This is a genomic window from Acidovorax temperans, from assembly GCF_006716905.1.
Taxonomy (GTDB): domain Bacteria; phylum Pseudomonadota; class Gammaproteobacteria; order Burkholderiales; family Burkholderiaceae_C; genus Acidovorax; species Acidovorax temperans.
Genome location: NZ_VFPV01000002.1, coordinates 995,523 through 1,016,987, shown reverse-complemented (window position 1 = coordinate 1,016,987; position 21,465 = coordinate 995,523). Strand labels below are relative to the sequence as shown.

Here is a 21,465-nt window from a genome sequence, read left to right as displayed (position 1 = left end):
CGCACCTTTTCTGCCGCTCAAAGGGCCATGAAACCGGCGCCGGGCTGCGTTAAACCTAAAATAGAAGGTTTCCCCCACCAACCCTGGTCCCGCTCTATGTCTGACGCAGTCAACGCCGCCGCAGCTCCCTTGTCCCCCCAGGACGACAACCAACTCATCGCCGAACGCCGGGAAAAACTCCGCGCTCTGCGTGAAGCCCAGGCCCAGGGTGGAGGCGTGGCGTTTCCCAACAACTTCAAGCCAGCCCACAAGGCCGCCGACCTGCACACCGCCCACGGCCATGTGGAAGCCAGCGTGCTGGAAACCCACCACGTCAGCGTGAGTGTGGCAGGGCGCATGATGCTCAAGCGCGTGATGGGCAAGGCCAGCTTTGCGACTGTGCAAGACGGCTCGCTGGGTGAAACGGGTGGCCGCATCCAGCTCTACATCACGCGCGACGCGGTGGGCGAAGAGTTGTACGCTGCCTTCAAGCACTGGGATCTGGGCGACATCGTGGGCGCTGAAGGCACGCTCATGAAAACCAAGACCGGCGAGCTGTCGATCAAGGTCACTGGGCTGCGCCTGCTCACCAAGAGCCTGCGCCCCATGCCAGACAAGTTCCACGGCATTCACGACCAGGAAGTGAAGTACCGCCAGCGCTATGTGGACCTGATGACCGACGAAGCCGCCCGCAAGCGCTTCGCCGCACGCAGCAAGGCCGTGAGCGGCATTCGCGAATTCATGGTGCACCACGGCTTCCTGGAAGTGGAAACGCCCATGCTGCACCCCATTCCCGGCGGTGCCAACGCACGGCCTTTCATCACCCACCACAACGCGCTGGAGCAGGAAATGTTCTTGCGCATCGCGCCCGAGCTGTACCTCAAGCGCCTGCTGGTGGGCGGTTTCGAGCGGGTGTTTGAGATCAACCGCAACTTCCGCAACGAAGGCATCTCGGTGCGCCACAACCCCGAGTTCACGATGATGGAGTTCTATGCAGCGTACTGGAACTACCAGGACCTGATGACCTTCACCGAAGCCCTCGTCCGCGACGCCGCGATGAAGGCCGTGGGCACCCTGCAGCTGACCTACCAGGGCCGCGAGGTGGACCTGAGCCAGCCCTTTGCCCGCCTGACCATTCGCGAAGCCATCTTCCAGTACACCGAAGCCGGTGCCCATGTGGACGATGCCGAGTGGCTGATCAGCGCCCTCAAGAAGCTGGGCATGTCGGAAGCCAAGAACAAGCTCTCTACCCGCAGCCTCGCTGGCCTGCAGGTGCTGTACTTTGAAGAGACGGTGGAAGACAAGCTGTGGCAGCCCACCTTCATCATGGAGCACCCCACAGAAATCAGCCCGCTGGCGCGCGCCAACGACGCCCGCCCCGAAGTGACCGAGCGCTTTGAGCTCTACATCACCGGCCGCGAATTCGGCAACGGCTTCAGCGAACTGAACGACGCCGAAGACCAGGCCGCACGCTTCCACGCCCAGGTGGCCGCCAAGGACGGTGGCGACGACGAAGCCATGTACTACGACCACGACTTCGTGCGCGCTCTGGAGTACGGCATGCCCCCCGCCGGCGGCTGCGGTATCGGTATCGACCGCTTCATGATGCTGCTGACCGACAGCCCCAGCATCCGCGACGTGATCCTGTTCCCGGCGCTGCGCCGCGAAGGCTGATCCGCTGCCCACGCAATCCATGGCGATTCCCAAACACCGCCTGCCGGAGTGGGTGCAGGACTGGCTGGACGTGATCGTGCCCGGCAGCCAGATTCTGGGCATCTTGCTGGTCGCGTACCTGCTGCAGCGCCTGCTGCGGCGCCTGGTGCGCAAGGCGGCCGTGCGCTACCAGTTGCCAGGGCAACTGGTGGTGCCCATCAACGGGCTTATCCGCTGGACCATCATGGCAAGCGCACTGCTGTTGTCACTGGAACGGCTGGGCGTCTCTGCCACCGTGTTGTGGACGGCGTTCACCGGGTTCGCCACCGTGGGTGCCGTGGCGTTTTTCGCGGCCTGGAGCGTGCTGTCCAACCTGTTCTGCGCTCTGCTCATCCTCACCGCGCGACCATTCCGCATTGGGGATCATGTGGAGATTCTGGACACAGCCGAAAAGCCGGGCGCCAAAGGCCGCGTGGTGGACGTGAACCTGCTCTACACCACACTGGAAGAGTTCAACACCCCGCCCGGCAGTGCGTGGATACAGATCCCGAACGCGCTGATTTTCCAGCGCGTGGTGCGGCGCTGGAGCGGGGAGCCCCCTGCCCCAACGGCAGTCACCACCGCCGAGCCAGAAGCCCAGTCAGCAGCTCCCGAAGCCACGGTCTCGCCCGTGCCTTGACCCTCTCGGGTCTACACGGCGCGAGACTCCCCCATCAGGGCAAAAGATCGAGCGCCTGCATGTAGGCAGGCTGCAGCATCAATTCATCCCAGGGCTGGGGCATTGTTTCGGGCAGCAGGGCTAGGCGGCGCGACTCGCTGTCCACGTTCGGCTGCCAACGGCCTTTTGCCAGCGCGGCGGCCAGCCCATCGATCAGCTCGTCCACCGCTTTGCCTTCGCCCAGGCTCTGGTTGCACAGCAGCACCAGATCGCAACCTGCCTCCAGCGCGGCCAACGCCGCGTCGGTGTAGCTCACCACCTGGCCGTCAATGCGCCGCGCGCCTTCCATGCTCAGGTCGTCGCTGAAGATCGCGCCATCAAAGCGCATCTGGCAGCGCAGGATGTCTTGCAGCCAGCGCTGCGAAAAGCCTGCTGGGCGGCTGTCTACCTTGGGGTAGATGACGTGGGCGGGCATCACGCTGGTGAGCGTGGTGCTGAGCCAGGGGTACGGCGCCGCGTCGTCGGCCAGGATGGCTTTGAGGCTGCGCTTGTCCACCGGCACTTCGGTGTGCGAATCGGCCTTGACGAAACCGTGGCCCGGAAAGTGTTTGCCGCAGTTGGCCATGCCCGCCTGCAGCAGGCCGTGCATCAGGCTCTTGGCCAGCAGGGCCACCACGCGCGGGTCACGGTGGAAGGCACGGTCGCCAATCACGCCGCTTTCGCCCCAATCCAAATCAAGCACCGGCGTGAAGCTGAAATCCACCCCACACGCACGCAACTCGGTGCCCAGCACATAGCCCGCTGCGGTGGCCGCATTGGTGGCCCGCAGTGCACCGCTGCCGGGCACGGCTTTAGCCCCCTTGCCGTCATCCATCCACATCTCGCCCAGCGCGCGCATGGGCGGCAGGTGGGTGAAGCCATCGGTGCGAAAACGCTGCACGCGGCCGCCTTCGTGGTCCACGCAGATCAGCAGGTCGTCACGCACCGCCTTGATGCTGCTGGTGAGCTGCAGCAACTGGGCGCGGTCCACCCAGTTGCGGGCAAACAGGATGATGCCGCCCACCAGTGGGTGGACCAGGCGGCGGCGGTCGGTGGCGGTGAGTTCGGTGCCAGCGATGTCGATGATGAGGGGGGCGTGTTCGGTCATGGAAGATCGGAGGGGATAAATTGCTATCAAATCAAGAGCTGCTTGCGCTTATGGGGTAAGCGCTGGAGGCTGATTTGCCTCCAAACGCTCCACCACGCAGAAGCTGGCGGCGTAGTCGGTCTCGTCGGTCACGCTCAGGTGGGCGCGCAGGCTGCGTTCTTCAAACCAGGCTTTCAGGGCCCCGTGCAGCACGATGACGGGCTGGCCACTGGGCAGCTTGGCTACCTCACAGTGCCGCCAGGTCATGGGCATGCGCATGCCCAGCCCTACGGCCTTGCTGAAGGCCTCTTTGGCAGAGAAGCGAGTGGCCAGGTAGCGCAGGCCGCGGTCGGGCCAGCGCTCGGTGCGCTCGCGCCACACAGCCAGCTCGCCCGCCGCCAGCACCTTTTCGGCAAAGCGGTCGCCGTGTCGCTCCAGGCTTTCGCGGATGCGGCGCACATCGCAGATGTCGGTGCCAATGCCGTAGATCATGGTTTTGAGTGAAATAGGCCTCTAGCGCTTGATGGATCAGCGCAAGCAGCTATCAAATCAGGAGTTACCGATTGCCTGCAAAGCCTGCATCGATGCATGCCTGGTAGGCCTGCACCGTGGCGGCATAGCCCAGTTCCAGCGCGTCGGCAATCAGCGCGTGGCCGATGGAGACTTCGAGCACACCGGGCACCTCGCGCACAAAAGCGGCGAGGTTGTCGCGGTTCAGGTCGTGCCCGGCATTCACGCCCAGGCCGGCATCCAGCGCAGCCTGGGCTGCTTCGGCATAGCGGGCCAGTTGCTCGGCCTGCTGCGCGGTGCCCCAGGCAGCGGCGTAGGGTTCGGTGTACAGCTCCACGCGGTCTGCGCCCACAGCCTTGGCGGCGGCCATTTGCTCGGGCACCGGGTCCATGAACAGGCTCACGCGCACGCCCAGGGCCTTGCACTCTGCAATCAGCGGGGCCAGGCGCTCCGCGTCTTGCGGAAAGCTCCAGCCGTGGTCGCTGGTGAACTGGTCTTCGCTGTCGGGCACAAAGGTGGCTTGGTGAGGGCGCATGCCCTGGCCCGCAAGCTCGCGAATGAACTCCATCAGGTTCTGCGAGGGGTTGCCCTCGATGTTGAATTCGCGGTCCGGCCAGGCCTTCATCAGCTCGGCCAGTTCGTACACATCGTGCGCGCGGATGTGGCGCTCATCAGGCCGGGGATGCACGGTAATGCCCTGCGCCCCAGCCTGCAGGCACAGGGTGGCGGCGCGGGTCACGCTGGGGATGCCCAGGTGGCGCGTGTTGCGCACCAGGGCGACCTTGTTGACGTTGACGGACAGGGCGGTACGGGAATGGAGTCGGGTGGTCATAGGCTTTGCAAGTCCATCATGAGCTGGCGGGTGCGCAGCACCGGGCTGCCGCAATGGTATTGCAGCACCGCCCGCAGCTGGGGTTTGAGTTCGGCCGCCACGGGGGCGCAGGCACGCAGCGTGGCGGTGTAGCTGGCGGCTTCGTCCAGCGCCTTTTGCAGCGCACGCCATTGGCTGCCCGACAGGCTGGCACGGTCGGCCTGCGAGGCGGTGCGCAAACCGCCTTCGGCCACCAGCGTGTAGCGGCCCTCGGGGCGCAGATTGGCCAGCGTGGCGGTTTCGGCACCCAGCGTAGGCAGCAGGCCCAGGTCGCGCAGCAACAGCAGTTCAAAGCTGCGCAAAACCGGCTCCAGGGCGTCGCCATGCTCGCTGGCCAGCACACGTACCACACCGGCGTACACGTCAAACAGCCCCGCATGGGCATCGGCCCGCGCCAGCAGGCGCAGCAGCAGTTCGTTGAGGTACAGACCCGACAGCAGCGCGTCGCCCGTGGGCATCACATGCCCGCCCACCCACTCGGCGCCTTTGAGGGTGTGGATATCGCCCGCCCCATCGCCCGCCAGGGTGTAGGTGAGTAGCAGCGGCTGCAGGGGCAGCAGCACGGGCCTGAAGTTGGAACTGGGCTTTTTGGCCCCCTTGGCCACCAGCGCCACGCGGCCCTGGCGGCGGCAGAACACCTCCAGGATCAGACTGGACTCGCTCCAGTCGTAGCTGTGCAGCACGTAGGCGGGTTCGTCAGAGATGCGCTTGGCGGCGGCCACGGCAGGAAAGCGGTGAGGGGTTGAGCGGGGTATGTGACTTTGAGCGCGCAAGCCAAGCCCTGTGGGGGCCCGGCGATGAACGGGCTGGTGCAGCGCGCAACAGCCCTGCCGCCGTTTACTCGTAGCCGAAAGAACGCACGCGGGCTTCGTCGTCGGCCCAGCCGGAACGCACCTTCACCCACACTTCGAGGAAGACCTTGGCATCCAGCAGCTTTTCCAGCTCCTGCCGCGCATCGGTGCTGATGCGCTTGAGGCGCTCGCCCTTCTCGCCAATCACCATGGCCTTGTGCCCGTCGCGCTCCACCACGATGGTGGCAGCCACGCGCACAAAGCGCTTGTGGGTCTTGCTGGGCTCTTCGTCGAACTTGTCGATGACGACGGTGGAGGTGTAGGGCAACTCGTCGCCAGTGAAGCGGAACAGCTTTTCACGCACGGTCTCACCAGCCAGGAATTTCTCGCTGCGGTCGGTCAGCTCGTCCTCCGAGTACCACCAGGGCTGCTCGGGCAGGTATTTTTCGCAGATGCCGAACAGGCGCTCAATATCGCCCTTGTTCTTGGCCGACATGGGTACGAATTCGGCAAACGGGTGGCGCTCCTGCATGCTCTTGAGCCAGGGGGCCAGCTCAGCGCGGCGGTTGACCATGTCCAGCTTGTTGGCCACCAGCAGCGTGGGAATGCCGGATTTAAACAGCGACAGCACCTTGGCATCGGCCAGGGTGAAGCTGCCTGCTTCCACCACAAACAGGATCAGGTCCACATCACCAATCGCGCCCATCACGGTCTTGTTGAGCGACTTGTTCAATGCGGTGCTGTGCTTGGTCTGGAAACCAGGCGTATCCACAAACACAAACTGCGTGGCTCCCAGCGTGCGGATGCCGGTGATGCGGTGGCGCGTGGTCTGCGCCTTGCGCGAGGTGATGCTGATCTTCTGCCCCACCAGTGCATTCATCAGCGTGGACTTGCCCACATTGGGCTTGCCCACGATGGCGATCACGCCGCAGCGCTGGCCTTCTACCGGCACAGAAGGGTTAGCCCCCGCCGCCTTGACAGCGCCTGCCGTGCGCGCTGCCGCAAGCATCGCATCCAGATCATTTTGGCCTTGAGCGCTTGCTGAATCAGCGCTACCAGCTACATTTTTGGTAGCATCATTCATAGTTTTTTCGCTTTCAGTGTGGCCAGCATGGCAGCAGCAGCGGCCTGTTCACCCGCCCTGCGGGAGCCACCGATGCCACGCTCGGTCAGCCCCAACTCTGCAATATCGCATTCCACGTCAAAGGTCTGGCGATGGGCTTCGCCCACGGTGCCCACCACGCGGTACTGCGGCAGCTTCATTTTGCGGCCCTGCAACCATTCCTGCAAAGCCGTCTTGGGATCCTTGGCCACAGCCTGCATGTGGGGGTTGATCTCCACTTCCTGGAACAGCCGGTGCACCAGTGCCTCGGCCTGTTCGTAACCGGCATCGAGGTACACAGCGCCGATCAAGGCTTCCAGGGCATCGGCCAGGATGGACGGACGCTGCTGCCCCCCGGACTTGGACTCACCCTCGCCCAAGCGCAAAACTTCCGACACCTTCAAACGCAGCGCCAGTTGGTGCAAGGTGTCTTGCTTGACCAGATTGGCCCGCACGCGTGACAAATCACCCTCTGGCAACTGCGCCAGCCGCTCGTACAGCAGACTGGCCACCGCCAGGTTCAACACAGAATCCCCCAGGAATTCCAGCCGCTCGTTGTGGTCGGCTGAAAAACTGCGGTGGGTCACAGCCCGCTGCAAGAGAGCGGGATTCGAAAAGACATGCTGCAGACGGGTTTGCAGCGAAGAGAGACTGGGATGCACTAATTAATTGGTCTGGTATTGGAAACGGTAAACAAGGAAGGCGGGCCCTGCCAATTCAATCTCGCGAGAGTATTTCAGACTCACGATGGTTTTGTCTCCGCGTTTGGTGATCTCCAGGTCCTTGCCAGAAATGGAACTGATGTTGTCGATAGCACCTGCGCGATCAAAAGCCGCTTGAATTTCACCCACGGTAGAGCCCTCTTTGGAAGCCTTCAGCGCCGCCTTGCGAATGGCCTGGTATTCCAGAAAGATCGGAATCGATTGCCCGCCAATGGCAAAGGTAGCCACCGCCAGAAAACCAACAAAAATCAAGCTGATAAACGACAGGCCACGCTGCCGCGAGCGAAATGTTGTGCGTTGCAACTTCATGGTTCGCACCCTCCTGTTTTATAGATTGCTACTGGCCATTCAGTTGAATGGCCCAATGCGTTTGAAATCGCCAAAGTTCATCCAGACAAAGAAAGCCTTGCCCACGATATTCCCTTCGGGCACAAAGCCCCAGTAACGAGAATCGAGGGAATTGTCCCGGTTGTCGCCCATCATGAAATAGTGGCCTTCGGGCACTTTGCAAACGACCCCTTCGACACTGTAGCGACAGTTTTCCCGGTAGGGAAAATTGGTCACGCCCTGGACAAATGCGGGGGCGTCAGCGTTGTTCAGCAGCCGGTGGGAATGCTCACCCAGGGTTTCTTCAAATTGCTTGAAGTACCGCATACTTTCTTGTTCCAGAAAGTCGGGCTGCGCAGAGATTGGCACCGGCTTGCCATTGATGATGAGGCGCTTGTTCAGGTACGCCACTTCATCCCCCGGCACACCCACCACCCGCTTGATGTAGTCCAGGCTCGGCTGTGGTGGGTAGCGAAACACCAACACATCCCCGCGCGCAGGCTTGTTGCCTTCGATGATTTTGGTGTGGATGACGGGCAGGCGCACCCCGTAGGTGAACTTGTTCACCAGGATCAAGTCACCGACCCGCAGCGTCGGGACCATCGAGCCCGAAGGAATCTTGAAGGGTTCAAAGAGGAATGAGCGCAGCACGAACACAGCCGCGATCACGGGAAAGAGGCCCGCCGTCCAATCCAGCCACCAAGGCTGCATGAGGATGCGGCTTTTGGCTTCCTGGGCATCCACATCCACTTTTTGGATGCCCATGCGATCCAGCTCAGCACGCCGCTCGACAGCAGCGTCTTCCAGTGCCTGGGCAGCTTTGCGCCGCTGCGGCAGGAAGTAAAAACGCTCACCCAGCCAATAAACCCCCGTCACCACGGTGGCAAGGAACAGCAGGAGTGCGAAATTGCCCTCCAGAGCACCAAAGTACCAGGCACCGATGTACCCGGCAAACGCCGCCAGCAGCAACGACGTGATCACTTGCATGAACTGCATCAATCTTCCACCTGCAAAATCGCAAGAAACGCTTCTTGCGGCACTTCCACCGAGCCAATCTGCTTCATCCGCTTCTTGCCGGCCTTCTGCTTTTCGAGCAGCTTGCGTTTGCGGGTGATGTCACCGCCGTAGCACTTGGCGAGCACGTTTTTGCGCAGCGCCTTGATGGTCTCACGCGCAATGATGTTGGCGCCAATCGCAGCCTGAATCGCCACGTCGAACATCTGGCGAGAGATGATCTCGCGCATCTTCGCCGCCACGGCACGCCCGCGGTAGGCAGCCTGGGTGCGGTGAACGATGATGGAAAGCGCGTCCACCTTTTCGCCGTTGAGCAGGATGTCCACCTTCACCACGTCCGAGGCGCGGTATTCCTTGAACTCATAGTCCATGGAGGCATAGCCACGCGATACAGATTTGAGCTTGTCAAAGAAGTCGAGAACGATTTCGCCCAGGGGCAACTCGTAAGTGAGCATCACCTGGCGACCGTGGTAGGCCATATTGATCTGCACGCCCCGCTTCTGGTTGGCCAGTGTCATCACCGGGCCCACATAGTCCTGGGGCATGTACAGGTGCACGGTGACGATGGGCTCGCGAATCTCCTGCATCTTGCCCTGATCGGGCATCTTGGAGGGGTTCTCCACCATGATGACTTCGCCATCGCCCTTGACCACTTCGTACACCACACTCGGCGCGGTGGTGATCAGGTCCTGGTCAAACTCGCGCTCCAGACGCTCCTGCACGATCTCCATGTGCAGCAGACCCAGGAAGCCGCAGCGGAAGCCAAAGCCCAGCGCTTGCGACACCTCCGGCTCGTAATGCAGCGCTGCATCATTGAGCTTGAGTTTTTCCAGTGCATCACGCAACGAGTCGTACTGATTAGCCTCTGTGGGGTACAGACCTGCAAACACCTGGGGTTGTATTTCCTTGAAACCAGGCAACGGCTCACTGGCAGGGCCGAGATTGTTGGGCAGCTTCTTTTCCAGGGTGATGGTGTCGCCCACCTTGGCAGCCTGCAACTCCTTGATGCCTGCAATGATGTAACCCACCTCGCCCGCCTCCAACGATTCGCGCGGCAGGTTGGCAGGTGTAAAGACGCCCAGGTTATCGGCGTTGTAAGTGGCATTGGTCGCCATCATCTTGAAACGCTCGCCCTTGGCCAGGCGCCCATCCACGACACGCACCAGCATCACCACACCCACGTAGGTGTCGAACCAGCTGTCAATGATCATCGCTCGCAGCGGCGCATCGGGATTGCCCTTGGGTGCCGGCACCTTGGCCACGATCAGCTCCAGGATGTCATCAATGCCCATGCCGGTTTTGGCAGAGCAAGGAATGGCATCAGCGGCATCAATGCCGATCACATCCTCGATCTCTGCTTTGGCGTTATCGGGATCGGCATTGGGCAGATCCATCTTGTTGAGCACAGGCAAAACCTCGACGCCCAAGTCCAGCGCGGTGTAGCAGTTGGCCACCGTCTGGGCTTCCACACCCTGGGATGCATCCACCACCAGCAATGCACCTTCGCAAGCAGACAACGAGCGACTCACTTCATACGAGAAGTCCACATGCCCGGGCGTGTCGATGAGGTTGAGGTTGTAGACCTGACCATCCTTGGCCTTGTATTGCAGCGCCGCTGTTTGTGCCTTGATGGTGATGCCCCGCTCTTTCTCGATGTCCATCGAGTCAAGCACCTGGGCTTCCATATCCCGGTCAGCAAGGCCACCACAACGCTGGATGAGTCGGTCTGCCAGTGTCGACTTACCGTGGTCGATGTGCGCAATGATGGAGAAATTTCTGATGTGATTCATCAACGAAAAGCGTCAATTAATTGAAGGAGAACGGCCCGCACAAGAAAAAAGGGCGCGTCGAATGGCGACGCGCCCTGAACCAACAATCATTGGCAACTGCGATGGCTGGACCTGCATTGTAGGCAAAAAGCCTTCGCTACAGACTCCGCACCAATGCACTCTGGGGTCGTTGCCGCAGTGCAACAGATCGCTTATGCACAACTTATTCACAGAGCAACACTGCCTGAGTGGACAAGATGTGGTGGAACTTGGAGCTGCTGCGCACAAAACCGGCTACCCAACTCGATGATTGCAGTAGCCGGTGGTCGGTCTGTATTCTATCGAAATCGGCCGATGCATAAATTACAGGTGTGCACACACTAACTTTCAAGTCACCACAAGGCTCCGCGACCCTGCAGTGACTTGGATATCCCAGCTTCAGCGAACAGGACGGATCAAGGCGTACTGGGCCCATTCCCCCCGGCGGAACAGCACGCTCAGGGTTTTGCTTTTATCCACCTTGCCCAACACCGCTTCAAAGTCTTTGACGCTCAGCACTTCAGAGTTCGCCAAAGCCAGAATGATGTCTCCCTCGCGCAAACCCGCGCGCGCAGCACCTTCCGACGCAGCCGTGACCACCACGCCCCCCTTGAGCTTGAGCTCACGCTTTTGCGCATCGGTCAGATCCCTCACCGCCAAGCCCACATGTTGCCCCGCATTGGATGACTTGGCGCGCTCTTCTTTGTCAGCCGTTTTCGTCGCGACCTTGTCAGGCTCAATCTCGGCGATGGTGACAGCCAGATCCTTACTTTGACCACGACGGAACACCGTCAAGCTGCTCTTGCTGCCAGGCTTGGCATTCCCTACCAACCGAGGCAAATCAGCCACCTTTTCGATGGGCTTGCCTTCAAACTTGGTGATGATGTCACCGGCCTCCACCCCTGCCTTTTCAGCGGGCGAGCCAGACTCCACCCCAGTGACGAGCGCGCCCTGGGCTTTGCCCAACCCCAAGGACTCCGCCACATCCTTGGTCACCGGGCCGATCTGCACACCGATCCGACCACGTGTCACGCGCCCGGCAGTCCTCAACTGCTCGCTCACACGCATGGCTTCGTCCATCGGAATGGCGAATGAAATTCCCATGAACCCACCCGAGCGGGAATAGATCTGGCTATTGATCCCGACCACCTCGCCACGCATGTTGATCAGTGGCCCCCCTGAGTTTCCAGGGTTGATTGCCACATCAGTCTGGATGAACGGAAGGTAGTCCCCCGTATCACGCTGTTTGGCACTGACAATCCCTGCAGTGACGGTGTTCTCCAGACCGAAGGGCGAGCCAATCGCCATCACCCACTCACCTGCCTTGAGGCGGCTGACATCACCCACTTTGACTGCCGGCAAACCCGTAGCGTCGATTTTCACCAGCGCCACATCGGTTCGCTTATCGGAGCCCACAATCTTGGCCTTGAACTCACGCTTGTCGGTCAGGGTGACGATCACCTCATCAGCGCCTTCCACCACGTGCGCATTGGTCATCACCAAACCATCGGGTGTAAGAATGAACCCGGATCCCACCCCTCGGGGCTGATCTTCTGGCTGTTGCTGAGGCCGCTGCTGACGAGGCATGTTCGGGATGGGAACACCAAAGCGACGAAAGAAGTCAGCCATCTCTTCGTCCATGGCTGCGCCACCTGCGCGGCCCAGTGACTTCTCAGTGGTACGAATATTGACCACCGAAGGGCCGACCTGCTCCACCAAATCGGTGAAGTCGGGCAGATTTCGAACCACCGCAGTTTGCGCCAGGGCCACCGAGGGAGAGACAGCGGTCCATCCCGCAATGCTGGTGAACACTCCCGCCAGAGCGACAGAACGGAGCAATTTCCAATTCAAAACGGACATCATTGGCCTTTCAAAAAAAGGTGACAGGGCGTTATACGAATGATGCTGTGAAAGGCATGGGCAGCGATTGGTTCCCTTGATGTACGCAAGTTTTCGCGTTAACCCAGCTGGCGGCGACGTTTGACTCACCACCATCTCGCTCAAAAAAGTGAGCACCTGTATGGAACAGCCGCCGCCCCGCTCGTCAGCGCAACCTTACCCAAGCCTGAGAGAACCTGTACAGCGTTTTACGGGGCACTTCGCCGACCACGGTGAGCCAGGCATCTTCACCCACTTTGCGGCCAAGCAACTGGGTCGCCCCCATGCTCACTTCCTGCGATTGCAGGTCGGCATGCCGAACCGCATCGAGTGGCTCCAGAAACAGCGAAACGGAAGCCAGCCCATCAGAGTACGAGCACTGCAAAACACTTCGCGTATCGGCCTGAGTCGCCAAAGTGCGGCGATAACATTGCACAGGCACAAATCCTTCGACCGGCTGGCGCAGCCCCCATCCCTCAGACTGTGCAGAGGTTTTTCGCACATTGACGGTAACTACTTGGAAGCCGGCGATCGCATCCATGGAGCGAGAAAGATCCTCAGCCCGCACTGGTGCATTCCAATCTATCTCAGAAAATGCCGCCTGCTCCACCACTCGGCCATCAACCGCCAGAGTTTGCAGCTTCATCACCAAGCCCGTGGCTTGATCAGACCAGATGCGATAGCCCAGGCGCAAGTCATCCTGCGGTTTGAACCAGAGTACATCAGCCATCCGGCCCGCAACCCGCTCTGAGCCGAGCCGCTTGGCAGAGTAATACTGCGATAGCTGAGCCCCAGGCACTACGGAAGGCTGTGGAAAGACCGCCAGGGTATCTGCACGGTCGGTACGCACAGTGCGGGTGGAGCCGAAAAAGGTTCTCATCTCGCCGTTGCGCCGGTACACCGTTCGCGGGGCGCCCGTCAGGCTCTCTACCTTCTCAATTTGCACACCGCCATCGCAAGCCTGGGTGATGCGCGAACTGGACATGGCCCCTGAGGCAGACATCACCACGAACGTCCCGGAGTAAGGGCTTTGACACACCGCCCCTCGCATGTGCTCGACCCATTGAGACACATCGCGGTTGGGCTGCGCAGGGGCAGATGCTCCCTCACTGGATGCGTGGGCATGCGCTCCGATGACCACACCCGCTACCAGCACCAAGCCTCGCATGCGAGAGGCTAAGGTGAGTAAAAAACTGGCCGATGGGCGGTCTGCGACCAAACGTTTTTGCTGGCCGAATACCATGAGCAACTTATCGGGAAGGCTCTTCAAAGGTGGCATTGCGCAGGAAGCCAGCAGGCATCTGCAAAGCGGAGGTGCTGCCGAACTGCTTATGAGCCTGCAGCAACTCATCCAGACGGGGATCACGCAACATCACAGGCTGACCTGCGCCCTCGGACACAGCCAACACCTCCGTCGGTTGCGGTACCGGGGCCGCTGCAAGCTGCTTGCCCTGCCCTTGCAGAGCGCTGAGAGAATTCCAGCCAATGGCTGCCACGGCAGCCAATGACGCGAAACCGGCGACCATCTTCCAACGAAATACGGAGGAATTGGCAGCAGGACGCTCCGTGTTGACGACAGCGCTGTGCGTTACAACCACTGCTTCTTCAGGTTTTTGCACCGGGAACCGGGGTTCTTGCGCTATTTGCTCACGCAGACGGCCGAGCAACGGGCTGGTGGCGTGGGCAGCCAGTTCAGGCGAGCGCAACACATCACCAACCAAATGGTAAAGCTCCCAAGTAGCTTGCCCTTTGTCTGCAGCGAAAGACAGCGCCTCCGCCAACGAAGCATCGTCAAGCTCTCCGTCCATCAGCGCCGACAACTGTTCATCCTGCGTCAAATCTCTGTCCATGATTTCACCTGTCAAACAACCAGCAACCACACAAAATACGTTCTAGGGCCTGCTCACTCACGAGCACTACCACCGCTTGCCAGATTGATTCTCCAGCAAGGGGCGTACCTTCGCCGAGATTGCCTCTCGCGCCCGAAAGATGCGGGATCGTACGGTTCCGATAGGGCAATTCATGGCACTGGCGATTTCTTCGTAACTGAGACCTTCGATTTCACGAAGGGTGACCGCCTGTCGCAAATCCTCAGGCAGAGCTTCCATGGCGGCGTTCACCACATGGGCAATCTCCTGGGCCGCCAAAACGGTTTCCGGGGTCTCTTGTGTGGTTAGTTCATGATCCACACGGGAAGTTTCATCTTCTTCGTCACCACCGCGCAGAGCGTTCTCAGAAACGACCGGATTGCGCTTCATGTCCATCAACGCCTTTTTGGCCGTGTTGACAGCGATCCGATAAAGCCAGGTGTAGAACTGGGCATCACCCCGAAACTGGTGAAGGGCGCGATAGGCGCGAATGAAGGTTTCCTGGGCAATGTCCTGCACCAGGTCAACATCACGCACCATCCGTCCGATCAGGCGCTCAATGCGCCGTTGGTATTTGATGACCAACAGCTCATATGCTCGCTGATCGCCTGCAACTGTGCGCTCCACCAGTTGGAGATCGCTGTCAGTAGAGGAAGAAGGCGGGGTTGCAGTCATGGACACTCAGGAATCACGCCTCAGGGCTCCCGGCCTTGGGCCGGATGGAATAGGGAAGCCGGGGCGGCTGCCTGCATGGCGGGCGAATATACCGCACGCCGTAAATCACCCCAGCGCTCGGTTTGACGAGAACGCTCAAGCCAGATCCAAGAGCGGCGCAAGTCGCCATGCACCGCCATGACCCAGAGCCAAGCTTGCATATCCACCAAGACCTGAGGCGCGCCCCTCAAAGCAAGAGGTTCTTCGTCGGCGACAAAATGAATTGCCCAACCCTGACCATCCCACACCAACTCACCCGAAGGGGCACACCACCAGTACCGCAGTGCACAGAGAGAAGCTATCACCCAGGCAGCGAGTGCCAACACGCCAGTCCATTGGAGCCCTGCGCCAGCCCTTCCCTGCGCTACCGCAAAGGCAAACACACCAGCACCAGAAGCAGCCGATATCAGCAAAACCAAGATGGCAAGTACCACGCTGCGCGCGAATGGATAGCGCACCGCAGGAGCGGTATATCTGACGAAGCCTGTCATCGACAGAAAGGATAGAGCTGCAGGATTTGGGAAGCCAAAGCTAACCTGCACCGAGAAAATTCAGCGATCAAGGCTGCTATCGGGGGCACTATGTGACTTGGAACTTGCTGGGGAGCACCGGGAATGCTGACCACTTTGTCATCAAGCATTACCCTGCGCACACCGAAGCCCGTAAAGACTAGCAATCTAACAAAGCCAGTACGGCAATGTAAACGCCGCGCTAGCTCGTTCAGATCCGCTTGAATACCAAAGAGCCATTGGTGCCACCAAAACCAAAATTGTTTTTGAGGGCCACATCAATCTTCATATCACGCGCCGTGTTGGCGCAGTAGTCCAGATCGCACTCTGGATCCTGGTTGAAGAGGTTGATCGTTGGAGGTGCCTTCTGGTGATGCAAAGCCAGCACCGTGAAGACGCTTTCGATGCCGCCGGCCCCGCCGAGCAAGTGACCGGTCATCGACTTGGTCGAACTCACCACCGTACGTTTGGCGTGATCGCCCAGCGCAGCCTTGATGGCGTTGGTTTCGTTCAAATCGCCCAGGGGCGTTGAAGTGCCGTGGGCATTGAGGTAATCAATCTGATCAGCGTTGACACCCGCATTGCGCATCGCACTGATCATGGCTCTGCGAGGACCATCCATATTGGGAGCGGTCATGTGCCCTGCGTCAGCGCTCATGCCAAAGCCACCGACTTCAGCGTAAATCTTGGCACCGCGCGCCTTGGCGTGTTCGTACTCTTCCAGCACCATGACACCAGCGCCTTCGCCGAGCACAAAACCGTCACGGTCTTTGTCCCAGGGGCGAGAGGCCGTCTGCGGGTCATCATTGCGCGTTGAAAGCGCACGCATGGCCGCAAAGCCGCCAATGCCTAACGGAGAGACGGTGGATTCAGTGCCACCAGCAACGACGATATCGGCATCGCCGTACTCGATCATGCGTCCGCCCTCGCCAATGCAGTGCAAACCGGTGGTGCACGCAGTCACGACGGACAGATTCGGCCCCTTGAAGCCAAAACGCATGGAAACATGACCAGCCACCATATTGATGATGGAGGCTGGCACAAAAAATGGGGTAATTCGCCGGGGGCCCCGGGCGGCGTACTCGATATGGGTGTTCTCGATCAGCGGAAGCCCGCCGATTCCAGAACCGATAACGCAGGCGATGCGGGTGGCCAACTCATCGTCGAGCGCCTCGCCTGTGGGCAAGCCCGCATCCTGCACAGCCTGCGCTGCCGCAGCGATCCCAAAATGAATGAAGGAGTCCATCGCACGCGCATCTTTTGCGCTGATGTACGACTCCAGGTCAAATCCCTTGACCTCACCCGCAATCCTGCAGGCGAAGTTCGACGCATCGAACTTGGTGATGAGGTCAATGCCGGATTTTCCGGCGAGGATGTTGGCCCAGGCATCAGCCACCGTGTTACCCACGGGGCTGACGCAACCCAGGCCGGTCACGACAACGCGACGACGGCTCATGCGTGAAAACCTTCTACTGATCGCTCGAGTCAGGCGCAGGGCGCCGCTCAGGCCTTCTGGTGATTGTTGGCGTAGTCGATGGCGTTTTGCACAGTGGTGATCTTTTCCGCGTCTTCGTCGGGGATCTCGATGCCAAACTCGTCCTCCAGTGCCATCACCAGTTCCACGGTGTCGAGGGAGTCAGCACCGAGGTCAGCCACGAAGGACTTCTCGTTGGTAACTTGGGACTCTTCCACACCGAGTTGTTCGGCAATGATTTTTTTGACGCGTGCTTCGATATCGCTCATGGTTTCCCTCTGGGGGTTGTGAATGAATCCGCGATTCTAGCCGCTAAGGAGATTCCCCCTTAGCAGCCCGCCGTCCGGATGAACCGGCGTTAACTTGTCTCAATTACATGTACATGCCGCCATTGACGTGCAATTCCTGCCCCGTCACATAGCCAGCCTCATTGGAAGCCAGGTAGGCCACTGCATGCGCGATGTCCTGCGGCTTGCCCATATGGCCCAACGGGATCTGCGCATTGAGGGCTTTTTGCTGGTCTTCGGGCAGCACAGAGGTCATATCGGTCTCAATAAAACCGGGCGCCACGCAGTTGACGGTGATGTTGCGACTCCCCAGTTCGCGAGCCAGCGCACGGGTCATGCCCGCCACACCTGCCTTGGCGGCCGCATAGTTGGCTTGCCCTGGGTTGCCCGAGGCGCCCACCACGCTGGTGATGCTGATGATGCGACCAAAGCGCTGTTTCATCATGGGGCGAATGGCAGCACGGCTTACTCGGAATACGGCCTTGAGATTGGTATCCAGCACCGCATCCCAGTCCTCATCCTTCATGCGCATGGCCAGCGTGTCACGGGTGATACCCGCGTTGTTCACGAGCACATGCAGGCCGCCTTGCTGCTTGACGATGCCGTCGATCAGGGCTTCCACCGCGGCGGCATCGTTCACATTGAGATTGGCACCCCGGCAACCAGGGTAAGCGGCCAGTGCCTGACCGATGCGCGCAGCGCCTTCGTCAGTGGTGGCGGTACCTACCACCTGGTAGCCGCGCACGGCCAATTCCAGGGCGATGGCGGCACCGATACCGCGCGAGGCACCGGTTACCAGAGCCACCTGGGATGTCTTTGTCGAATCCGTCATTTCAATGCCTCCATCACTTCAGCCAACGTGGCAGGGTCGAACAAAGGCAGGCCTGTGAGTTCAGCGTCAATCCGCTTCGTCAGCCCTGCCAATACCTTGCCCGGCCCCGCTTCCACCAAATGGGTGATGCCACGCGCCTTCAAGGCCTGCACACACTCGACCCAGCGCACAGGCCCAAACGCCTGGCGATAGAGAGCGTCGCGAATCTGTGCCGCATCTGTGCGAACCGCCACGTCGATGTTGTTGACAACAGGAATTTGCGGCTCAGCCAACACAACAGATTCCAGAGCCACGCGCAGCTTTTCAGCGGCCGGCTTCATCAGGCTGGAGTGGAATGGCGCAGACACCGGCAGTGGCAACGCACGCTTGGCACCCGCAGCCTTGAGCACCTCACAAGCCTTCTCAACCCCGGCCTTGGTACCTGCAATCACCGTCTGGGCAGGGTCGTTGAAATTGACCGCCTCGACCACTTCGGCGCCGCCCAGAGAGGCCACAGCCTCCGCGCAGCCAGAAATCACCTTTGAAGCCTCGAGCCCCAGGATGGCAGCCATGGCGCCGGCACCGACCGGCACAGCCTCCTGCATGGCGGCCGCGCGCAGGCGCACCAAAGGCGCAGCCTGCGCCAGGGTCAGAACACCTGCTGCCACCAGCGCCGAATACTCACCCAATGAATGACCCGCCAAAGCTGCGGGCTTGGCACCGCCAGCCGCACACCACACGCGCCAGGCTGCCACACCAGCCACCAGCATCACGGGCTGGGTATTGGTCGTCAGGGCCAGCACTTCCTTGGGGCCTTCGTGGATCAAACGGGCCACATCCTCGCCCAAGGCCTCAGAGGCCTCTTGCAACGTCTGCTGCACAGCAGGATGGTCGCCCCAGGCGTCGAGCATGCCCACAGCCTGCGAGCCCTGCCCCGGAAAAACAAATGCGAATGACTTCATAATTTTCTAATCAAAACATGCTCTAGCGCTTACACAGCAAGCGCTAGCAGCTACATTTTCAATAGCACAGCACCCCAGGTGAAGCCCCCGCCCACGCCCTCCAGCAGCACCGTCTGACCGGGCTTGACCTGACCATTGCGTACCGCATGGTCCAGCGCCAGAGGGATCGATGCCGCGGAGGTGTTGCCATGCTGGTCCACCGTGACCACGACCTTGTCCATGGAGAGCTTCAGCTTGCGGGCCGTACCCTGCATGATGCGGATGTTCGCCTGGTGCGGAATCAGCCAATCGATGTCCGACTCCGTCAAACCAGCCTTGGCAAGCGCTGCATGGGCCGCCTTTTCCAGCACCCCCACCGCCAGCTTGAACACTGCCTGACCGTCCATCTTCAGCAGAGGATCACCCAAGACTTGTCCACCCGACACATTGCCGGGAACGCACAGAATGCCCACGTGCTTGCCATCGGCGTGCAGGTCACTGGACAAAATACCGGGCGTGTCAGACGCCTCCAGCACCACAGCGCCTGCACCATCGCCAAACAGCACGCAGGTCGTGCGGTCGTTGAAGTCGAGAATGCGGCTGAATACTTCAGCGCCCACCACCAGGGCCCGGCTGGCAGCGCCTGACTGGATCATGGCGTCGGCCACCGACAGCGCATAGACAAAGCCGCTGCACACCGCCTGCACATCGAAAGCCGGGCATCCGTTGGCACCCAGCTTGTTTTGCAAGATGCAGGCCGTGGAAGGAAACACCATGTCTGGTGTGGACGTCGCAACAATGATCAGGTCAATGTCTTGGGGCTGAACACCAGCAGCTTCCAAGGCGTTGCGGGCGGCTTCCAGACCCAGGTCGCTGCTACCCACCGCGGGGTCGGCAAAGTGCCGGGCACGAATGCCGGTGCGTTCCACAATCCATTCGTCAGAAGTTTCGATGCCGCGCTGCGCGAGCTCGGCCACCAGATCGGCATTGGTCAGGCGGCGAGGGGGCAAACTGCTGCCGGTGCCGGTAATGCGGGAATAACGTCTCATCAATGTGTCGTCGCCGAAACACCGGTCTTGGCTTGCGCATCTGCGGGCGCCAGAAGGGGCGCTGCATGCGCAATCCGCATCCGGACACGGTCGAGCAGGTTGTTGCGGGCTGCATCATACGCCCGGTTCAAAGCCTGCTCGAACGCGAGAACATCTGCCGATCCGTGGCTCTTGAAGACCAGACCCCGCAGGCCCAACAGCGCTGCGCCGTTGTAACGACGGTAGTCCATACGCTTCATCAACGCTTTTAGAACCGGATAGGCAATGATCGCAGCAGCTTTGGTCAAAATATTGCGAGAAAACTCGTTTTTCAAGCCACCAATGACCATGGAGGCAACACCTTCGCTGGCCTTGAGGGCCACATTGCCCACAAAACCGTCACACACCACAATGTCCACGGTGCCCTTGAAGATATCGTTGCCTTCCACATTGCCGTAGAAGTTCAAATCACCGGAGCTTGCTGCTGTTCGCAGCAATTCGCCCGCTTTTTTGATGACTTCGCTACCTTTGATGATTTCTTCGCCGATGTTGAGCAACCCCACAGTGGGCTCGCCCCCCTCTTGCAACGCAGAAACCAGGGCAGAACCCATCACGGCAAACTGGAGCAGGTGTTCTGCGGAGCAGTCCACATTCGCACCCAAATCCAGCACCGTGGTGGCGCCTCCCTGGGCGTTGGGCAATTGCGTGGCGATGGCTGGGCGATCAATGCCATCCAGCGTCTTCAACAGATAACGGGCGATGGCCATCAAAGCGCCCGTGTTACCAGCCGATACCGCGGCGGCAGCAGCGCCATCCTTGACCTGCTGGATGGCTACGCGCATGGAAGAATCTTTCTTCTTGCGCAAGGCCACTTCCACGGGGTCGTCCATAGCGACCACCTCAGAGGCAGCCACGATGGTGGCACGGTCATGCGCGAACGATTGAAGGCTTTGAGGCAAGCCCACCAACAACAAACGCGCCTGGGAATGGGTTTCTAGGAACTGGCGGCACGCCGCGAGCGTGACGCGGGGGCCGTGATCGCCCCCCATGCAGTCAACAGCCAGTGTGATCATGGGCGACTTGTCCAGCCAACGGCCTTGGCCGGAAGATAAATACGACGGTCAAAACAAAGGCCCGCACTACAAAATGTAGTTGCGGGCCTTGAATGCAGCTGAAATCAGGCTTCAGACTTGTTCTTCAGCACTTGGCGACCACGGTAGAAACCGTTGGGGCTGATGTGGTGACGCAGGTGTGTTTCACCGGTGGTGGGTTCCACAGCGGTGCCTGGCACATTCAGTGCATTGTGCGAACGGTGCATGCCGCGCTTGGAGGGAGACTTTTTGTTTTGCTGAACTGCCATGATGGCTCCTGGTCTTGAATAGGGTTGGTAAAAA

Annotated in this window: 22 protein-coding genes; 2 read left to right on the top strand and 20 right to left on the bottom strand. The window is 60.3% G+C overall.

The window, feature by feature from the left end; translation table 11 throughout:
- The first annotated feature begins 96 nt into the window (after nt 1-96).
- Nucleotides 97-1,653, top strand: a complete 1,557-nt coding sequence (gene lysS, locus BDD18_RS12900; protein WP_066696452.1) for a lysine--tRNA ligase — start codon at nt 97-99, stop codon at nt 1,651-1,653.
- 19 nt (nt 1,654-1,672) lie between these two features.
- A complete protein-coding gene (locus BDD18_RS12895) occupies nt 1,673-2,311 on the top strand; it encodes a mechanosensitive ion channel family protein (RefSeq protein WP_142083607.1) in 639 nt (212 codons plus the stop codon).
- Between the two features lie 34 nt (nt 2,312-2,345).
- Here the strand turns inward: BDD18_RS12895 and nagZ are convergent, their stop codons facing one another.
- The 20 genes from nagZ to rpmF all read right to left on the bottom strand — a co-directional run bounded on the left by nagZ (nt 2,346) and on the right by rpmF (nt 21,431).
- Nucleotides 2,346-3,437 (bottom strand): beta-N-acetylhexosaminidase, encoded by a 1,092-nt coding sequence (gene nagZ / locus BDD18_RS12890; RefSeq protein ID WP_142083604.1) that lies wholly within the window; start codon nt 3,435-3,437, stop codon nt 2,346-2,348.
- A 48-nt stretch (nt 3,438-3,485) separates the two neighbouring features.
- Nucleotides 3,486-3,908 carry a holo-ACP synthase gene (gene acpS, locus BDD18_RS12885; RefSeq protein WP_142083602.1) on the bottom strand — a complete coding sequence of 141 codons (423 nt, stop codon included), beginning with the start codon at nt 3,906-3,908 and terminating at the stop codon, nt 3,486-3,488.
- Between the two features lie 64 nt (nt 3,909-3,972).
- Complete coding sequence (locus BDD18_RS12880) at nt 3,973-4,758, bottom strand: pyridoxine 5'-phosphate synthase (protein ID WP_142083600.1); 786 nt, start codon at nt 4,756-4,758, stop codon at nt 3,973-3,975.
- A complete protein-coding gene (gene recO, locus BDD18_RS12875; protein WP_142083599.1) occupies nt 4,755-5,519 on the bottom strand; it encodes a DNA repair protein RecO in 765 nt (254 codons plus the stop codon). The genes BDD18_RS12880 and recO overlap by 4 nt, the downstream gene beginning before the upstream one ends.
- 115 nt (nt 5,520-5,634) lie before the next feature.
- Nucleotides 5,635-6,672, bottom strand: a complete 1,038-nt coding sequence (era, locus tag BDD18_RS12870; protein ID WP_066696434.1) for a GTPase Era — start codon at nt 6,670-6,672, stop codon at nt 5,635-5,637.
- Nucleotides 6,669-7,352 (bottom strand): ribonuclease III, encoded by a 684-nt coding sequence (rnc, locus tag BDD18_RS12865; protein ID WP_044397894.1) that lies wholly within the window; start codon nt 7,350-7,352, stop codon nt 6,669-6,671. Before rnc ends, era begins: the two co-directional genes overlap by 4 nt.
- Nucleotides 7,353-7,355: 3 nt before the next feature.
- A complete protein-coding gene (locus BDD18_RS12860) occupies nt 7,356-7,721 on the bottom strand; it encodes a DUF4845 domain-containing protein (protein ID WP_066696431.1) in 366 nt (121 codons plus the stop codon).
- Nucleotides 7,722-7,760: 39 nt separating this feature from the next.
- Nucleotides 7,761-8,735 carry a signal peptidase I gene (lepB, locus tag BDD18_RS12855; protein ID WP_142083597.1) on the bottom strand — a complete coding sequence of 325 codons (975 nt, stop codon included), beginning with the start codon at nt 8,733-8,735 and terminating at the stop codon, nt 7,761-7,763.
- Nucleotides 8,735-10,543 carry a translation elongation factor 4 gene (gene lepA, locus BDD18_RS12850; RefSeq protein ID WP_066696428.1) on the bottom strand — a complete coding sequence of 603 codons (1,809 nt, stop codon included), beginning with the start codon at nt 10,541-10,543 and terminating at the stop codon, nt 8,735-8,737. Before lepA ends, lepB begins: the two co-directional genes overlap by 1 nt.
- Nucleotides 10,544-10,960: 417 nt before the next feature.
- Complete coding sequence (locus BDD18_RS12845) at nt 10,961-12,424, bottom strand: DegQ family serine endoprotease (protein ID WP_142084085.1); 1,464 nt, start codon at nt 12,422-12,424, stop codon at nt 10,961-10,963.
- 181 nt (nt 12,425-12,605) lie between these two features.
- On the bottom strand, nt 12,606-13,709 hold the full coding sequence (locus BDD18_RS12840) for a MucB/RseB C-terminal domain-containing protein (RefSeq protein WP_244939081.1): 1,104 nt from the start codon (nt 13,707-13,709) through the stop codon (nt 12,606-12,608).
- The gene (locus BDD18_RS12835) at nt 13,690-14,289 is read right to left on the bottom strand and encodes a sigma-E factor negative regulatory protein (RefSeq protein WP_044397889.1); all 600 of its coding nucleotides are present in this window, start codon (nt 14,287-14,289) and stop codon (nt 13,690-13,692) included. Before BDD18_RS12835 ends, BDD18_RS12840 begins: the two co-directional genes overlap by 20 nt.
- 66 nt (nt 14,290-14,355) lie before the next feature.
- Nucleotides 14,356-14,982 carry an RNA polymerase sigma factor RpoE gene (gene rpoE / locus BDD18_RS12830; RefSeq protein ID WP_044397888.1) on the bottom strand — a complete coding sequence of 209 codons (627 nt, stop codon included), beginning with the start codon at nt 14,980-14,982 and terminating at the stop codon, nt 14,356-14,358.
- Nucleotides 14,983-15,741: 759 nt separating this feature from the next.
- Complete coding sequence (gene fabF / locus BDD18_RS12825) at nt 15,742-16,986, bottom strand: beta-ketoacyl-ACP synthase II (protein WP_066696426.1); 1,245 nt, start codon at nt 16,984-16,986, stop codon at nt 15,742-15,744.
- 47 nt (nt 16,987-17,033) lie between these two features.
- Entirely contained in the window at nt 17,034-17,273 is a 240-nt protein-coding gene (gene acpP, locus BDD18_RS12820) for an acyl carrier protein (protein WP_044397886.1), read from the bottom strand.
- Nucleotides 17,274-17,376: 103 nt separating this feature from the next.
- Nucleotides 17,377-18,123: a 3-oxoacyl-ACP reductase FabG gene (gene fabG, locus BDD18_RS12815; RefSeq protein ID WP_066696424.1), complete on the bottom strand. Its 747-nt coding sequence runs from the start codon at nt 18,121-18,123 to the stop codon at nt 17,377-17,379.
- Nucleotides 18,120-19,064, bottom strand: a complete 945-nt coding sequence (gene fabD, locus BDD18_RS12810) for an ACP S-malonyltransferase (protein ID WP_142083595.1) — start codon at nt 19,062-19,064, stop codon at nt 18,120-18,122. Before fabD ends, fabG begins: the two co-directional genes overlap by 4 nt.
- A 50-nt stretch (nt 19,065-19,114) precedes the next feature.
- A complete protein-coding gene (locus tag BDD18_RS12805; protein ID WP_142083593.1) occupies nt 19,115-20,092 on the bottom strand; it encodes a beta-ketoacyl-ACP synthase III in 978 nt (325 codons plus the stop codon).
- Entirely contained in the window at nt 20,092-21,144 is a 1,053-nt protein-coding gene (plsX, locus tag BDD18_RS12800) for a phosphate acyltransferase PlsX (protein ID WP_142083591.1), read from the bottom strand. The genes BDD18_RS12805 and plsX overlap by 1 nt, the downstream gene beginning before the upstream one ends.
- Before the next feature lie 104 nt (nt 21,145-21,248).
- Entirely contained in the window at nt 21,249-21,431 is a 183-nt protein-coding gene (rpmF, locus tag BDD18_RS12795) for a 50S ribosomal protein L32 (protein ID WP_044397881.1), read from the bottom strand.
- Between the last annotated feature and the right edge of the window lie 34 nt (nt 21,432-21,465).

What these genes read in the sequence shown, in the direction of transcription:
- lysS (WP_066696452.1), top strand. Translation starts at nt 97, where the DNA reads ATGTCTGACGCAGTCAACGCCGCCGCAGCTCCCTTGTCCCCCCAGGAC.
- BDD18_RS12895 (WP_142083607.1), top strand. Translation starts at nt 1,673, where the DNA reads ATGGCGATTCCCAAACACCGCCTGCCGGAGTGGGTGCAGGACTGGCTG.
- nagZ (WP_142083604.1), bottom strand. Translation starts at nt 3,437, where the DNA reads ATGACCGAACACGCCCCCCTCATCATCGACATCGCTGGCACCGAACTC.
- acpS (WP_142083602.1), bottom strand. Translation starts at nt 3,908, where the DNA reads ATGATCTACGGCATTGGCACCGACATCTGCGATGTGCGCCGCATCCGC.
- BDD18_RS12880 (WP_142083600.1), bottom strand. Translation starts at nt 4,758, where the DNA reads ATGACCACCCGACTCCATTCCCGTACCGCCCTGTCCGTCAACGTCAAC.
- era (WP_066696434.1), bottom strand. Translation starts at nt 6,672, where the DNA reads ATGAATGATGCTACCAAAAATGTAGCTGGTAGCGCTGATTCAGCAAGC.
- BDD18_RS12860 (WP_066696431.1), bottom strand. Translation starts at nt 7,721, where the DNA reads ATGAAGTTGCAACGCACAACATTTCGCTCGCGGCAGCGTGGCCTGTCG.
- lepB (WP_142083597.1), bottom strand. Translation starts at nt 8,735, where the DNA reads ATGCAGTTCATGCAAGTGATCACGTCGTTGCTGCTGGCGGCGTTTGCC.
- lepA (WP_066696428.1), bottom strand. Translation starts at nt 10,543, where the DNA reads ATGAATCACATCAGAAATTTCTCCATCATTGCGCACATCGACCACGGT.
- BDD18_RS12845 (WP_142084085.1), bottom strand. Translation starts at nt 12,424, where the DNA reads ATGATGTCCGTTTTGAATTGGAAATTGCTCCGTTCTGTCGCTCTGGCG.
- BDD18_RS12835 (WP_044397889.1), bottom strand. Translation starts at nt 14,289, where the DNA reads ATGGACAGAGATTTGACGCAGGATGAACAGTTGTCGGCGCTGATGGAC.
- rpoE (WP_044397888.1), bottom strand. Translation starts at nt 14,982, where the DNA reads ATGACTGCAACCCCGCCTTCTTCCTCTACTGACAGCGATCTCCAACTG.
- fabF (WP_066696426.1), bottom strand. Translation starts at nt 16,986, where the DNA reads ATGAGCCGTCGTCGCGTTGTCGTGACCGGCCTGGGTTGCGTCAGCCCC.
- acpP (WP_044397886.1), bottom strand. Translation starts at nt 17,273, where the DNA reads ATGAGCGATATCGAAGCACGCGTCAAAAAAATCATTGCCGAACAACTC.
- fabG (WP_066696424.1), bottom strand. Translation starts at nt 18,123, where the DNA reads ATGACGGATTCGACAAAGACATCCCAGGTGGCTCTGGTAACCGGTGCC.
- fabD (WP_142083595.1), bottom strand. Translation starts at nt 19,064, where the DNA reads ATGAAGTCATTCGCATTTGTTTTTCCGGGGCAGGGCTCGCAGGCTGTG.
- BDD18_RS12805 (WP_142083593.1), bottom strand. Translation starts at nt 20,092, where the DNA reads ATGAGACGTTATTCCCGCATTACCGGCACCGGCAGCAGTTTGCCCCCT.
- plsX (WP_142083591.1), bottom strand. Translation starts at nt 21,144, where the DNA reads ATGATCACACTGGCTGTTGACTGCATGGGGGGCGATCACGGCCCCCGC.
- rpmF (WP_044397881.1), bottom strand. Translation starts at nt 21,431, where the DNA reads ATGGCAGTTCAGCAAAACAAAAAGTCTCCCTCCAAGCGCGGCATGCAC.